Here is a 15488-nt window from a genome sequence, read left to right on the forward strand (position 1 = left end):
GACGTCGTGGTCGTGGTGCCGGCGTCGTCGTCGAGATCGTCGTTCAGGGAATCGTCGTCGGGCGTTGCGTCGTCATCCGACTTCGCATCGCCCGCCGAATCGGACGACGAGCAGTCGCAGGCGGGGAACGCCGCGAGGGCGATCAGGACGAGGACGGCAAGGTTGGTTTTTCCACGCATGTCATTTCCCTGCTAGCCCAACGGTCATTAAATGTAATAATTAGCTGTTACGCTTGTTTGAAATTGCGGGCTGTAAGATTTATCACTGATATCTGAAAATCCCATAATTTTCACGATCCAGCCACGCGTCCGTCGTGGCGAGAGCGGAACGTCCCTGACGAATAACGGGGCGGCGTCCGGAGGCGAGTGCGATCGTTGCGCGCGTCACTCCCCCTGCGGCGTCGCGGCGGGCGCGGGCGCGATTTCTTCCTTCTTGTCGTAGACCATCGTCTTGGCGATGAGGTCGTGCAGGGCCTGCTTGTTCTGCGTGAAGAAGGCGACGACGAAGCCGATACCGAAGATGACGGTGGAAAACGCCTTGCCGCCCGCGCGGATGAACGCCGCGCCGACGGAGAGCGGCTTGCCGTCCGTGTCGCCGACGTAGAGGCCCATGACCATCTTGCCGAGCGTCGCGCGGTATTTCGACGATTCCATCAACCCCCAGTAGAGGATGTTGACGCCGAGGACGATGAGGAAGATGCGCTTGCCGAAGATCGGCACCAGGACGATCCGGCGCACCAGACCGATGATGATCCCGTCGATGAGCAGTGCCACGAATCGTTTGCCGATTCCCGCCGTCGCCGCCATGCCGCTCTCCCTCTTCGAAATGCAGTGGCGCGATGTTAGTCGGGGACGCGGGCGAATTCAAGAACGGGAAGCGCACAGGACGAAGAGCACGAAGGTCTCGCGGTTGCCGCTCGGGCCCTCGATGGGGCTGTCCGCCTCGCCCGCGAGTTCGAAGCCGAGCGTGTCGCGGCCGAACGCTCTCACCGCGTCGATCGCCTCGCGGCGCGCCGATTCGTCGCGCACCACGCCGCCCGCGCCCACGCGCTCGCGGCCGACCTCGAACTGCGGCTTGACCATCGCGAGGATGCGTCCGCCGGTTTTCACGCACGCCGCGACTGCGGGCAGGATCAGCCGCAGCGAGATGAAACTCACGTCGATCACCGCGAGATCGACCGGATCGCCGACGACTTCGGGCGTGATGGCGCGCGCGTTGGTGCGTTCGATGACCGTGACGCGCGGATCGGCGCGCAGCTTCCAATCGAGCTGCCCGTAACCGACATCGACGCCGACCACGTGCGCCGCGCCGCGCTGGAGCAGGCAGTCGGTGAACCCGCCGGTCGATTGGCCGACATCCAAACAACGCAGTCCCGCCGGATCGACGCCGAGCGCTTCGAGCGCGCCCGCGAGCTTGACGCCGCCGCGCGACACGTAGGGATGGTCCGCGCCGCGCACCTCGACGCGCGCGTCGGGCGTGATGAGCTTCCCGGGTTTGTCCTCGCGCACGCCGTTGACGTCGACGAGCCCGGCCATAACGAGCGCCTGCGCGCGTTCGCGACTGGGCGCGAGGCCGCGCTCGGCGAGGATTCTGTCGAGGCGGATTTTCGGATCAGACGGCATGGCGGCGCGGCGGTTGCGCCCTCAGCCCATCAGGCGTCGCGCGGCGTCGGCGATGCCGTGGTCGTCGATGCCGTAGCGATGATAGAGGGCTTCCTGCGTGCCGTGTTCGATGAACACGTCGGGCAGGCCGACGACGGCGGTGCGCACGTTCGTCAGACCGCGATCTGAGAGGGCTTCGAGCACGGCGGAACCGAATCCGCCGAGGCGCGTGCCCTCTTCCGCGGTGACCACGCGGCCGGTGGCGCTCGCCCATTCGGCGATGAGATCGACGTCGAGCGGTTTCGCGAACCGCGCGTTGATGACGGCCGCGTCGATCCCCGATTCGGCGAGCATCTTCGCCGCGGACATGGCCGGGTACACGCGCGAACCGTAGGCGACGATGACGAGGTCGCTCCCCGGGCGCAGCAACTCGCCCTTGCCCATCGGCAACACCTCGTAGGGCGCATCCATCGGCACGCCGAATCCGTTGCCGCGCGGATAGCGAATGGCGACGGTGACGCGGTATTGCAGGGCCGAATAGAGCATCTGTCGCAGTTCGCCCTCGTCCTTGGGCGCCATCAGGTGCATGCCGGGCAGGTGGCGCAGATAGGCGATGTCGAAGACGCCGTGGTGCGTCGGGCCGTCGGCTCCGACGAGCCCCGCGCGGTCGAGGCAAAACACCACGGGGAGCTTTTGCAGCACGACATCGTGAACGACCTGATCGTATCCGCGCTGCAAAAACGTCGAATAGATCGCCGCCACGGGTTTGAGGTTCATCTTGCACAGGCCCGCCGAGAACGTGACCGCGTGCTGCTCGGCGATGCCCACGTCGTAACAGCGATCGGGGAACGCCTTGTAAAACGGGATCAGCCCGGAGCCCGACATCATCGCCGGCGACACCGCCACGACGGAGGTGTCCATCTTCGCCATGTCGATCAGCGTCTGGCCGAAGACGTCAGAGTACGACGGCGGCGTCGGTTTCGCGTTCGGGTCCTTCACGATGCCCACGGCGGGGTCGAACTTGCCGACACCGTGATACTTGAGCGGGTCTTTCTCCGCCGGCGCGTAGCCTTTGCCCTTGACCGTCAGGCAATGAATGATGAGCGGGCCCTTGGCGTCGCGGATGTCGCGGAACGCGTCGACGAGCGCGAGCACGTCGTGCCCGTCCAGCGGGCCGACGTAGGTGAAGCCGAGCGCTTCGAACAAATACCCCGGCGTGACGACGCCCAGCGCGCTTTCCTCGACGCGCTTGAGCACGTGCAGCACGTCTTCGCCCATCGGTCCCATCGCCGTGAAGAACGTGCGCACCGCGCCGCGGATGGCCTGCGTGCGTTTGCCGACCAGCGCGCGCGACATGAAGCGCGAGAGCGCGCCGACGTTGGGGTCGATGCTCATCTCGTTGTCGTTGAGCACGATGATCGGGCTCGACTCCGACTGCCCCGCGTGGTTGAGCCCCTCGAAGGCGAGGCCCGCCGTCATGGACCCGTCGCCGATGATCGCCACCACGCGGCGCTTTTCGCCGGAAAGAGCGATCGCCTCGCTCATGCCCGTCGCGCTCGAAATGCTCGTGCCCGCGTGGCCCGTCAAGAACGGGTCGTGGATCGATTCCTCGTAATGGGGAAAACCGGACAGGCCGTCGGTCTGGCGGATCGTGTGGAGGCGATCGAGACGCCCGGTGAGGATCTTGTGCGGATACGCCTGATGGCCGACGTCCCAGAGCAGGATGTCGTTCGGCGTCTCGAAGACGTAGTGCAGCGCGACGGCGAGCTCGACCGATCCGAGGTTGCTGGCGAAGTGCCCGCCCACCCGCGGGATGGTCTGCACGATCGCGTCGCGGACCTCCTTGCAGACCTGCGTCAGATCCGCGAGGTCCAGCCGGCGCAGATCGGCCGGGGAGTGGATGTCCGGGAGGAATGGCGGTTTGGGCATTTGGGGCTCGTCAACCGATCGTCACGCGCATGTCACGCATCATGAGCATGTCATCACAATTCATCGGACTCGACGTCCGCATCGTCCGCCTCTTTGTCCTTCTCATCTCCGACCTCATCGAGACCGGGATCGAAGGGTGCAAGCGCAAACTCGCCGTTTTCCTGGCGAAGCAGCAGTTCGACCCGGCGCGACGCGGAGGTGAGCGACACGGTCAGCTCGCGCGAGAGCTTCACGCCTTCCTCGAAAGCTGTCAGCGCGTCCTCGAGATCGATTTCTTCGCTCTCCAGCCGCTCGACGATCTGCTCCAGCCGCGCGAGGCGCGCACCGAAGCTGTCCTTCGATTTGGATTTTCCGGCCAAATTCCACGCACCGCTTTCCTACAAGGCGAGTATTATCGACGCCGGACGGGCGGACGGTCAACACGCGGGCGCGCGCCCGCAAACTCGCTCACCGACTAGAGCGGCAGCGTCCAGGTGAACACCGCGCCGCCCTCGGGGCCGTTGCCGGCCCAGATCGACCCGCCGTGCGCCTCGACGATCCGTTTGCTGATGTAGAGCCCGAGGCCCAATCCATCCTTTCTGTAGCCCTCGCGCGTCACCCGACGGTACTTCTCGAAAATCGTCAGATGGTGCTTCGGATCGATCCCCGGTCCACGGTCACTGATCGTCACCCGGGCAACCGGCCGCGCCACGCGCTCGACGCTCATGTTGAAGGTGTCGGCGCGCACCGTGACGGTCGAGCCCGCCGGCGCGTATTTGAGCGCGTTGCCGATCAGGTTTTCCATCACCTGTTTCACGCGGTCGGGATCGCCCGTGCACCGGCGCAGGCGCGGATCGCGGCCCAAGAGCACGCACTCGATCTTGACGTCCAGCTCGTTCGTCAACGGCTCGAACACCATCACGCTGTCGCGCACGACGGCCTCGAGATCGAACACCCGGCGCTCGATGGCCAGCGGATCGCCGCCCGCGTCTCGCGACGCGAAACCCAGATCCCGCACCATGCGCGTAAGCCGTCGTGCTTCTTCGTGAATGATCTCGAGAAACCGGTGTTTTTGCTCCGGAGACAGCGCAAGGTCGGACAGCAACCCCTCGCTGCTCGCGCAGATCGACGCGAGCGGCGTTTTCATCTCGTGCGTGAGCATCGAGACGAGCTCGCTGAACCGGGCCGCGTCGTCGGGCGGCGCGTCGAGCGCGTGCAAATGTCGTTTGGTCGTCACGGGATAAATTCCACCTCAGAAACGGAGCGTTTCATACGTGTGGATGACGCGAATTTCAAGACCCTGCGCCTCGGCGCGCAATTTCGCGATGAACGCGTCGATGCCCTGAAACGGCAGGGACGGCGCGCGCCCGTCGGCGTCGAAAGGCTTGGTGAAGTCGTCGAAATGGAACGGAATGACAACCTTGGGCCGCAGGTTTCGGATCACGCGAGCGGCGTAATCCGGGCAGTATTTCCAGCCCGGAACGCACAGAAACACGACATCGGCCGGATGCGGAGCGAGTTCTTCGTCGATCACGTCGGCGCTGCCGATCTGCACGAAACGCACGCCGCCCACCTCCAGATGCGGCGAAAAGACCTGCCCATGCCGGTAATCCTTGGCGCGAAACGGACGCGGCGTATGGGGGTCGATCTCTCCCGGATACGGCACTCGGCCCAGGATCACCTTGCCGTGGCGCGACGGGATCATCGTCAGCACCGCACCGCCCGGCAGGTCCACGCGCTCGCGCCCGGTGCACGCGCGCACCCGTCCCGGTCGCTCGTGGATCTTCATCGCGGTTTCGAGACTCGAATTGCCGAGGATCGGGCCGTCGAAGTCACCCGCGATCGTCGGAATGTCGGCGATGTGATCGAAATGGGAGTGCCCCGCGATCACGGCCGAGAGCTCGCCCGGCAATTCGCGCAAGCGGCGCTTGATCGTGGCGACGTCCGGCGTGAGACGACCGAACAGCACATCGCCCTTGCCCGACCGCGTATAGTACGGGTCGATCAGCCAGGTGCGCCCGTCGTGCGTGAATTCAAGCCCCGCCGCGCCCGTCCAACGTACGCTGACCATCCCGTTTCCCCACCTTGGCGACGTGATTGAGATACCACTCCATATCCGCGCACATTCCGCGAAGAATCTTGATCTCGCGATGATCCGGATCGGCCTTGTGCAGCATTTTCCGAATCGCGATCACCACGTGCTGCGGATCCTTCTTCGCCAGAAACCCGCACTCGGTCATGAGCGGCAGGAATTGGTCGAAGAAGCCCTCGATCTGCCCGGAATCCGCGATCCGGCGCGGTTCCGGATTCGGGTCTCCCACCTGCGCGATACGCAGCTCGTATGCGACGACCATCACGGCCTGCGCGACATTGAGCGACTCGTACTCCGAATCCGACGGAATCGTCAGGATCATCGGCGCGAGTTCCAGCTCGTCGGTGTTCAGCCCCTTGTCTTCGCGACCGAAGACCACGACGGCGGATTGGTCCTCGCCGAGATTTCGCGCCAGATGCTCTCCGAACGTGCGGGGCGTGAAATCCATCGTTCTTCGCGCGCCGAGCCGCCGCGTCGTCGAGACGCGCACGTGAAAAGGCTCGATGGCTTCTCGCAAACTCTTGAAAACCCGCGCGTTTTCAACCAGATCCCACGCGCCGACCGACATCTTACGGCAGTCCAGATCGTTCAGATCCGGCGGATTCACGAGACGCAGCGACGATAACCCCATGTTTTTCATCGCGCGCGCGACGGAGCCGATGTTTCCGGGCTGCAACGGTTCCACCAAACAGATCGCGACGCGCTCAAGAAATTTGTGGGGGTCGGACATCACCGCTCGGAAGTCGGGAGAAAACGGACTCGGTGCGCGGATATTATCGGCTTGGGGGCGAATTGCAATTGCGGAACAGTTCGCGCAAAACCCTTGCATGTCTCCCGAGACACCGTCCGAAATCGCCACACAGCCGCGCCGAAGCCCGCCATGGAGGCGCGCCCTGGGCATCGCGCTCGCGCTGGCCTGCTTCGTCTTCGTCGGGGATCAGATTCTGAGCGGATGGCGGCAGGTGGCCCATCTCGAATGGCGGATTCGCCCCGCGTGGCTGGCCGCATCGTTCGTGCTGGTCTTCGCGAATTTCGCGGTGGCCGCGCGGAGCTGGCGTCCGGTCTTTGTGGCGCTCGATCATCGGCCGATTCGCCTCGCGCAGGCGTTCGCGATCATCTACTCGGCGCAACTTGCCAGGTACCTGCCCGGACGAGTCTGGCAGTTCGTCGGGCAGGCCGAGGCCGCGCGCCGCATGGGCTTCGCCGCGTCGACGGCTCTGACGGCGAGCGTCACGCAGATCATCGCGGGCACGGCGGCCGGGCTCGTCGTCGCGGCCGGGTGCGCGTACGCTTCGGACGAGGTCGCAATAGCCCTGGCCGCACTGGCAGGCGGATTTTCCGTCCTCGCCGGGCTGCTGCTCTCCGGACGCTTCGCCGACCGGATCGCGAAGAGGCTTCCCGCGCATTGGCGGCTCTCGCAGGTCCGTTTCGACGTGGGAATACGCGGGTTTTGCGAGGTGTTTGCCTGGGGGATTCTCGGCTGGGTGTTTCACGTCGGCGCGGTCGTCGCGCTTTGGGCCGCCGTCGCGCCCACCGACGTGGACATCGCCTGGCGGGTGGCGTCATCGTACGTCTTCTCGTACCTCTTCGCGTTCTACACGCTCGTCACCCCGGCGGGGCTCGGCGTGCGCGAGGGCGCGGTGACCGCCCTGCTCGGCCCCGCGATCGGCGCGGGTCCCGCGGGCATGCTCGCCATCGTTCAGCGCATTTGGTTCACGGTTTGCGAGTCGGTCGCGTTTGTCATCGCCGCCTGGCTCTGGCGCTCCGAAGTGCGCTCGGACAAAAAGCCGGGGTAATCGCGCTCGAGCGTTTCGAACAGCCACTCGGTTCGTTCCCGCTCGCCGAGCCGCGCGTACGCGAGACCCAAGTAATAGGGAATGTACGGATCGTCGCGGATCTGCATCGCCTGTTCGTACGCGCTCACGGCGCGGCGATCATCGCCCGCGAGCGACCAATAGTTGCCCCAGCTTTGCGCGAGGACGCCGGATTCGGTCGGAGGTAACGACGGCGCAAGCCCCAGGTAGAACGCGATGAACAAGGACGTCGCGTACGCCGTCGCGTTTCGGATCGGAACGGACGGCGAGCAACCCACGATGGTCCAGACCGCCACGCCGGAGAGAATGAGGATGGCGGACGCCCACGGGTCCGGCAGCCCAAGCGTGTTCCCGGCTCCCACGCCGTTGAACAGCAGCGGCAGAGAGAACTCCCAAAGTGGATTTCGAATCTGCTCGAAAACCTGCGTCCACGTCGCGATGCCGACGGCCAGCAGCAGCGTGGAGACCATGCCCGCCGCCAGCGCGACACCCCGAAAGCGTGCGCCAAGGCTCGGAAGCCCGAGTGCCAGACCGAGAGCGAGCGGCGCGACGAGCGGCGTCAAATGACGCGGACCGAGGCAGGCGCTACCCGACGCCTCGAAGTAGCCGGACAGCACGACGACATACGCGAGCGTCATCCCCGCGAGAAACAGCGCGGGGCCACGATGAGTTTTCACGGCACGCAGCGCGCCCGCGAATCCCAACGCGGCGACCGGGCTCCAGAACAGCAGCCCCTTGGCGGGCGAGAACACGAGCAGAAACGCCGTCGAAAAGCTCGGCATTCCGATCCCGAAGAGCCCCTGCGACATCTTTTCGCGATAGAAATCGGAGTGCTCGAGGTGATAGCCGAATGTCAGCGGATCGCCGAACAGGGCCGCGTTGAAGTTCAGGATGATTGCGGCGGGGACCAATGCTCCGAACACGGCGAAGAGGGCGATGCGCGGCAAGCGTCGCTCAAACGTCATGAGATACACGCCCGCGCACGCGCCCATTACCGCCGTGGGATACTCCACGCAGATCGCAAGGCCGTAGCAAATCCCGGACGCCACGAGCGATGCGAGGCGGTCGTCCCGGCGATAATCGAGAAAGAAGACCGTGGCCCAGAAAACGAACAGAGCGCTCGGACCGTGGCCGTAGAGCATGGTGAAGTATGGCCACGCGGTGGTGCCGATGGTGAAGACGGTCACGCACAAGCGGCGATCGAAGTCGCTCATGCCCGCGCGGGCGAGGCGGCGATTCCAAAACCACGCGGACAGCCACGTTGCGAGCGAGAGCGAAATCGTACGCGCGAGGTGAAGCCCCCACCAGAAATCGTGCGTGACAAGACGCGCAAGCGCGACGAAGGGCACGAGCATCAGGCTCAGGCCCGGCGCTTTGTCCGTGTACGCCTTGCCGTCCGCGACCGCGAGATCGGTCGTCTTCGCGGCGTAGGGGCCGAGGTCGAGCGTGCCCGCCTCGACGACGCGCAGCGCCGCGGCGTAACGCGACATGACGTTGACGCCCACGGAGCGATTCGCCGGCAAAACCAGCAGAATCGCAATGAACGCGAAGAGGAGGATGTCGGCCCGTTTCACGCCGCCCGCCGTATGAGGAGCAGGTCGGAACTTAGCACAGCCGCGCCGCTTGTTTAACGCCGCGCCCAGATGTCAATATCGCGCCGTGCCGTCACTCCTGGCTTTGGCAAAATCGCTCGCGCTCATCGCGCCGCTCGCGTGGGCCGCACACGAATTCGCGCGACGCGCGACTCGCCGGGCATCGCCCGTCGAACGCGCCACCGCCGCGATGGTCGTGTTCCACGCGCTCGCGGTGGCCGGGGCGGGAGTGCTCGGCTTCGCGGGCCTGCTCACCTACGCCGCCCTGCAAGCCACTTCGATCTCGTCGGCGTGCATCGCGCTGGCGTTGCGTCGGTTCGCCCCCACGCAGCCGACTCCGGATTCAAACGACAGTCCGACCGCAAGAGGGATCCCGATCGGCGACGCCATGCTCCTCGCGACGGGCGTGACAGCGATTGCCGGCGCGTTTTTCGCCTCGATGCCGCACCCGGCTTTCGATTACGACGCGCTGACCTATCATTTGCACTTTCCGGTGCAGTGGCTGAACGCGGGACGAATATTTCTCATCGAAACGCCGTTCGGCGACGCCGCGCCCGAATACGCACCCGCGAACGGCAGCCTATGGTTCGCGTGGCTGATGGCTCCCTGGCGCGAAGGGTCCTGGCCCGCGGCGCGGTTTGCGTTTGCGGGCTTCGACGCACTCGCGAGGTTCGGACAACTCCCCTTCGCCGCGCTTCTTGCCGCGTCGGTCGCCCTGCTGGCCGAGACGCTGACCGGAACTCGCGATCACACCGCGCGCCCCGCCGCGCTCGCGATCCTCATGCCGTGGGTCGTGTGGCAAAGCGCGACGCCGGGCGTCGACCTGATTTTCAGCGCCTGCCTCGTCGCCGCGATCGCCTTCGGTGCGCGGTACGCGCTTTTGCGATCATCCGGCTCGGCGCTGCTGTGCGGCATGTCGATCGGCCTCGTGGTCGGAACGAAGTTCGTCGGTCTCGCGTGCCTGCCGATTGTGCTGGGCGCCATCGTTGCATGGAATGGTCCCAGGAAACCGTGCGCGGCGGACATCGCGAACTTCGCCGTCGCCGCGCTGGCGCTCGGCGCTCCTTGGTACATTCGTAATTGGATCGTCGCCGGAAACCCGCTCTTTCCCGCGCACGTCGACATCGTGGGTATCGAATTTTTCGGGGGGGCTTACACCCGTGACGCGATGGCGCGCAGCATCTTTCACGTTCCCAACGTCGGCGCGGCGCTCGTCGTCGCGGCGCACACGTTCGGATATCCATTGTTCTTCCTCGCCATTGCGTGCTGGGTACGCACAATTTCGGCCGCGCGAAGTTCTCAAACGTGGCTCGTCGTTGTTCTTGCGATTCCCGCCGCGTTCATCTGGCATTTCATCGCCGTCCCTTACAGCTCGCAGAACCGTTTTCTGATCTGGGTCGCGGCGCTCGCCTTCGTGCCGACGGCGTTCTCGGCGAACACCCGCCGAGCGGTGCCATTCGGACTCCTGGTGATCGCCGCCGTGATGGCACAGTCGTTCTGGCCTGAAACCGCGACGACGATGTGGAACACGCCGGTTGTCTTCGCCGGCCATTTTCGCGTCGATTCCATCCTCGCGCTGACCGCCGCGTGGGCGTGTTTTGTCGCGGCGATTTTCGCGGCGCCGTATTCACGCATGCCGCAGGTGTCCATGATCGGCGCGCGCCTGGTCGCCCTCGCGGCCGGAATCGTTTTTATCGCGGTTGCGGGAGGCGCCGTGCGAGTCCCGATGTCCTCGCTGCGCGAGTTGCCGCTCGACGCCTACGCGCGCATTTGGGCGGAGAATCCGGAGTGCGTGGCGTATGCAGGACGCAATCGACCATTGCATCTCGCGGGACGCAACGGACGCACCCGCGTGACGTGGATTCCGGTGGATGGTCGCGACGACCTCGCGTTCCACGACGTGGTGCGCGCGATCGGGCCGAACCACGATCGAGACAAAGCCGCATGGCGCTATTCGTCGCCGGATCGCGTCGGTTGGCTTGCCGCCCTGCGGCGTTCCGGAGCGAGGTGGCTGTTCATCGAACCGCTCGGCCTTGAGGAACGCGCGTATCTCGGATACGACGAGCAGGGATTCCCCGTCGAACGAAGCTGGGCCCGCGAGCGGCCGGATGTCTTCGAACCGGTGCTCGTGAGCGAACGATACGAACTCTATCGGGTGCGTGGATCGTCTTGATGCATACGCGGCGGAAAGCGCATCCTTTCGCGAACGCGCGAACGCGCCGGGCTCTCGCGGCGGCGGCGTTTCTGGTCCCGTTCGCGCTCTACCTCGCGGGGCTTTGCCCCACCATCCACCTCGGCGACTCGGGCGAGCTCGCCACCGCCACGGCCACGCTCTCGGTTCCCCACGTTCCTGGCTATCCCGTCATGACGCAGGCGGGATTCGCGCTGTCGCGCGCGCCGATCGGATCGCTCGCGTTCCGCGCGAATCTGTATTCCGCGCTGTGCGGCGCGCTGGCGTGCTGGCTCGTGTTTCTGCTTCTGTCCGATCTCGGCGCGCGACCCGCAGGGTCGTTCGCGCTCGCGGTCGCCTTCGGCGCGGCGCACACGGTGATGGAGGAAAGCCTCAAAATTCGCGCCTATCCGCTGAACGCCGCCTTCGCCGCGTTCATGCTGTGGCGGGCGCTGCGCTGGCGGGTGACCGGCGATCGCCGCGAGCTGTTCCTCATCGCGTTCGCCGGGGCGCTGGGACTTGGAAATCATCAGATCGTGCTCGCGGCCGGAGTCGCGCCCGCGGCGATCCTTGTCGCCAATTGGCGAAGGCTACGCCCGCGGGATGCGGCAACCATGCTCGCCCTCGGCGTCGTCGGGTTGTCCGTTTACGCTTACCTGCCGCTGCGAGCGATGGCCGGGCCCGTGCTGAATTGGGGCGACCCGTATAACGCCGAGCGCTTTTTCGCCGCGCTGACGCAACAGCAGTACGCGCATAAGATGATGTCACCCGATTGGACGCCGAAGCTGCGCATGGCGGGGATGATTCTTCGCAGTCTGGTCACGGAGGTGGGCGCACCGGTCTTTGCGCTCGGCATCATCGGCGCGACCCGCCTCGCGAAATCCGACCGCGCCCTGCTCGCCGGGCTCGTCGGCGTCGTGCTCGCGACGATCGCGCTGCGCGTGAACTACATCGGCCAAGACGAATTCCATCAGGTGCTGCGCTACACAACCTGCTGTACGCTCATGGTCGTAGTCGCCGCGGCCTTCGGTTTGCGGGAGATCTTCGCCCGATCGCGACCGGTTTTCGCGCTCACTCTCGCGGCGCTCGCGGCAGTCTACCCCATCGCGGTGAATTTTCCCGCGGTGAATGCCTCCCGCCATCGTGTCGGCGAAGACTTCGCCAAAGCTTCGCTCGCCTGGCCCGAACACGGCTACGCGCTCGCCGTGGGCGGCGACAACAACGTTTTTCCCCTCTGGTTCTACCAGCGCGTCGAGCGATACCGACAGGATGTCGTCCTCCTCCCTCGCTCGGGCTTCGATACCGACTGGATTCAGGCCGAGGTCGCGCTCGCCCTGCCCTTCGGAACCGACCTTCTGCGTGCGGCCTACCGTACCGTGCCATTCCCCGTGTTCTACTCGACCGTCGAGAACCTTCGGGAAGCCGGTGTCCCCGTCTACTCGCAGTTTTCCACGACCTCCGATCCGGTCGAGGCGGACATTTGGACTGACTGGAACGCACGCGGCCTGATCGAGCCGTGCGGACTCGGTTTCCGCATCGACGGCGGTCCATGCGACGACACGATCTGGCGTCGATTGCCGATGTCGGCCTATGTCGATCCCGCGATTCCCCGCGATCACCACACGCGGTCGTTGCTGGACAATGTGGTCCATCATCAGTTGCTCCGCACGCAGTCCGCCCGCCGCGCGGGTGATCCCGACACCGCCCTGGCCGCCGCGCGAATCGCGGTCGCCGCGCTGCCCGATGACGCGCGTGCGGCACTCACCGTGTACGTGACGCTGCTCGACATGGGGCGGATCGACGAATCCAACTCACTGGCTGACGACTTGATGGAACAATTCGGCGAGGACGCGAAGGTTCAGGCCGTGCTGCGCGCCGGCGCGCACGGAGCTCAGCCGTGACCACGGACACGCGCCCGAAGAGGTCGAACCCGGCGATCGTCGGCGCGTTCGTCATCCTCTGCGTGTGCTTCGCGACGTATGCGACGACGCTGCAACGTCCGTTTTTCTTTGACGACATTCCCTTCATTGTCGGCGAAACCACCCAACGCGATCTCGCCAACATCGGGTCGTTTTTCATCGCCGACCAGCATTTGCTCTATCGCCCCGTGCGCTCCGTGGCCTACACGCTGATGCACGCGGGGTTCGGCCTCGATCCGGTCCCTTACCGCGTTGTCGCGATCGCGTTGCATGCGCTGTGCTGCATCCTGATCGCGGCGATCGCGATCGAGTCGGGCCTGGGCGCGGGCGCGGCGCTGCTCGCGGGACTCGTCTTCGCGCTGCACCCCGTCCACGCCGACCGCGTCGCGAATACGACCGCCGCTTTCGATCTCGTCGGGCTCGCGCTCGGCTACGCCGGTCTTTTCGGTCTCATCCGATACGCCCGGTACGGCTCACGCCGGGCATGGGGGTTTGGTGCTTTGGCGCTGGCGGCGGGCCTGCTCGGCAGCGAGGAATGCGTGACGATTTTCGCGCTGTTCCTGGCGTGGTGGTGGACCGTGGGACGCGATGCACCCGGAAGGCATGTGTCCCTGGCCGCTATCGTCGCGTTCGTCGTGACCGTCGGCTACCTCGTCGCGCGTACGCTCGTTCTCGGTCAGATCGCGCGCACCGGCATCGCGCCTGTTCCCGGCATTTTCGAGCGACTTTCGGCAGGCGCCATCGCTTGGTGGTACGGCGCGCTCAAGATCGCGTTTCCTTTCTCACTCCGGCCCGCATACGGATTCACGGTCGAATCCGCGCCGCACGCGCTGCTGTTTGCCGCCATTCCCGCGTGGGCGATTCTCATGCGGGCCATCTGGCGCGGTCGCGAGCGGCGTGGGTTACCGGCCTTCGCCATTCTCTGGGCCGTCGTGGCCTTCGCCCCTTTCGCGCAGATCATCCCGACCGACACGGTCATGGCCGAGCGCTATTTCTATTCGCCGCTGGCGGGCGCGGCGCTCTTGGCCGGATGGGCTTACGATCGCGGGCGGCACGATGTCGCATCGCCGGCGCGCACGCTCGCGAATATCCTCGTCGTCACCGGACTCGTCGCGATGGCACTGGCTTCGGCGCATCGCGGATACGTGTGGGCCGACGAGTCTCGCCTGTGGGCCGACGCGTACTCGAAGGACGACCGCGCGGCGATTACCGTGCTGAACCATGCCAACGCCCTGAAGGATGCCGGTCGGCCGGACGACGCCTGCGAACTGTATCCCCGCGCGATCGCCCTCGATCCCTTCCGCCACGAGCCGCTCGTCGGCTTCGGTGATTGCCTCGTTCGTCGGGGAGACGTGGAGGGCGCTATCGAGGTGTATCAAAAGGCCAATGAGATGGCCCCCGGAGCGCGAGGGCCGCTGGAGGGATTGTGTCAGGCGCTCGCGATGAGCGACCGGTTCGATCCCGCCGCCGAATGCGCCCGCCGCCTCGTCGAAATCGACCCCGATTCGCTTGTGGGGCCATATGTCCTTGGCTATAGTGCGTGGCGTCAAGGCCGCTTGGAAGACGCCCGGAACGCCCTCGAAGCTGCCGCACGTTCGCCGCGAGGGCCGAAGAAAACGGCGAACGCGGCGGTCGAACTGCTGGCACGAATCAATCTGGACCGGACCCCATGAAGCTCTCCGTCATCATGCCCGTGTTCAACGAACGCACCACGATCGAGGAGATCGTCGGGCAGGTGCTCGCCATTCCGCGCGACAAGGAACTCATCATCGTGGACGACGGCAGCACCGACGGTACGCGCGACATTCTTCGCGAACGTATCGAAGGGCTCCCCGGCGTCAAGGTCGTCTATCACGCGCGCAATCAAGGCAAGGGCGCGGCGATTCGCACGGGCCAGGCGCACATCGCGGGAGACATCACGGTCATTCAGGACGCCGACCTCGAGTATGACCCACGCGACTTCGAGACGCTGCTGGAGCCAATCATCGAGAAGCGCGCGGACGTGGTGTACGGGTCCCGGTTTCTCGGGCGTCACCGCGCGTTCCTGTTCTGGCACTACCTCGGCAATCGCTTCCTCACGTTCGTGACGAACGTCCTCTACAACACGATGCTCACGGACATGGAGACCTGCTACAAGGCGTTCCGTTCCGAGGTTTTCAAGTCGATTCACATCCGCTCGAACCGTTTCGAGTTCGAGCCCGAGATCACCGCCAAGGTCTTCAAGAGCGGCTGCCGCGTGTTCGAGGTCCCGGTCAGCTATGCCGGGCGCGACTACGTCGAGGGGAAGAAGATCACGTGGAAGGACGGCTTCGGCGCGGTGTGGACGCTCATCAAGTACCGGTTCATCGACTGATCGCCCCGCCGTATTCGGCACGCAACCGCGCGATAAAGC

General features: G+C 65.4%; 14 protein-coding genes. 5 read left to right on the plus strand and 9 right to left on the minus strand.

Annotation, left to right across the window (positions count from 1 at the left end):
- The 8 genes from IT350_14940 to IT350_14975 form a co-directional block, all read right to left on the minus strand.
- Positions 1-179 (minus strand): hypothetical protein (locus IT350_14940; protein ID MCC6159344.1); only part of this gene is annotated, 179 nt, incomplete at its 3' end.
- Between the two features lie 204 nt (positions 180-383).
- Positions 384-806: an RDD family protein gene (locus tag IT350_14945; protein ID MCC6159345.1), complete on the minus strand. Its 423-nt coding sequence runs from the start codon at positions 804-806 to the stop codon at positions 384-386.
- 57 nt (positions 807-863) lie between these two features.
- Positions 864-1622 carry a TlyA family RNA methyltransferase gene (locus IT350_14950; GenBank protein MCC6159346.1) on the minus strand — a complete coding sequence of 253 codons (759 nt, stop codon included), beginning with the start codon at positions 1620-1622 and terminating at the stop codon, positions 864-866.
- Between the two features lie 21 nt (positions 1623-1643).
- Positions 1644-3530, minus strand: coding sequence for a 1-deoxy-D-xylulose-5-phosphate synthase (locus IT350_14955; protein ID MCC6159347.1), 1887 nt, complete (start codon positions 3528-3530; stop codon positions 1644-1646).
- Positions 3531-3583: 53 nt separating this feature from the next.
- Entirely contained in the window at positions 3584-3889 is a 306-nt protein-coding gene (gene xseB / locus IT350_14960) for an exodeoxyribonuclease VII small subunit (GenBank protein ID MCC6159348.1), read from the minus strand.
- 95 nt (positions 3890-3984) lie between these two features.
- Positions 3985-4746 (minus strand): HAMP domain-containing histidine kinase, encoded by a 762-nt coding sequence (locus IT350_14965; GenBank protein ID MCC6159349.1) that lies wholly within the window; start codon positions 4744-4746, stop codon positions 3985-3987.
- 15 nt (positions 4747-4761) lie between these two features.
- The gene (locus IT350_14970) at positions 4762-5580 is read right to left on the minus strand and encodes an MBL fold metallo-hydrolase (protein ID MCC6159350.1); all 819 of its coding nucleotides are present in this window, start codon (positions 5578-5580) and stop codon (positions 4762-4764) included.
- Positions 5543-6331, minus strand: coding sequence for an RNA methyltransferase (locus IT350_14975; protein ID MCC6159351.1), 789 nt, complete (start codon positions 6329-6331; stop codon positions 5543-5545). Before IT350_14975 ends, IT350_14970 begins: the two co-directional genes overlap by 38 nt.
- 97 nt (positions 6332-6428) lie before the next feature.
- On the opposite strand from IT350_14975, the gene IT350_14980 reads away from it, so the two are divergent.
- Entirely contained in the window at positions 6429-7397 is a 969-nt protein-coding gene (locus IT350_14980; protein ID MCC6159352.1) for a flippase-like domain-containing protein, read from the plus strand.
- Here IT350_14980 and IT350_14985 read toward each other — a convergent pair.
- Entirely contained in the window at positions 7301-8989 is a 1689-nt protein-coding gene (locus IT350_14985) for a hypothetical protein (GenBank protein MCC6159353.1), read from the minus strand. The two genes, IT350_14980 and IT350_14985, sit on opposite strands and share 97 nt — an antisense overlap.
- 85 nt (positions 8990-9074) lie before the next feature.
- Here IT350_14985 and IT350_14990 point away from each other — a divergent pair, with 85 nt between their 5' ends.
- The 4 genes from IT350_14990 to IT350_15005 are packed head-to-tail and all read left to right on the plus strand — an operon-like array spanning position 9075 to position 15449.
- On the plus strand, positions 9075-11180 hold the full coding sequence (locus tag IT350_14990) for a hypothetical protein (GenBank protein ID MCC6159354.1): 2106 nt from the start codon (positions 9075-9077) through the stop codon (positions 11178-11180).
- Positions 11180-13078, plus strand: coding sequence for a DUF2723 domain-containing protein (locus IT350_14995; protein MCC6159355.1), 1899 nt, complete (start codon positions 11180-11182; stop codon positions 13076-13078). Before IT350_14990 ends, IT350_14995 begins: the two co-directional genes overlap by 1 nt.
- Positions 13075-14769: a tetratricopeptide repeat protein gene (locus IT350_15000; protein MCC6159356.1), complete on the plus strand. Its 1695-nt coding sequence runs from the start codon at positions 13075-13077 to the stop codon at positions 14767-14769. Before IT350_14995 ends, IT350_15000 begins: the two co-directional genes overlap by 4 nt.
- Positions 14766-15449, plus strand: coding sequence for a glycosyltransferase family 2 protein (locus IT350_15005; protein ID MCC6159357.1), 684 nt, complete (start codon positions 14766-14768; stop codon positions 15447-15449). Before IT350_15000 ends, IT350_15005 begins: the two co-directional genes overlap by 4 nt.
- Positions 15450-15488: the final 39 nt, after the last annotated feature.

The sequence above is a fragment of the Deltaproteobacteria bacterium genome, from assembly GCA_020845895.1.
Taxonomy (GTDB): domain Bacteria; phylum Lernaellota; class Lernaellaia; order JACKCT01; family JACKCT01; genus JADLEX01.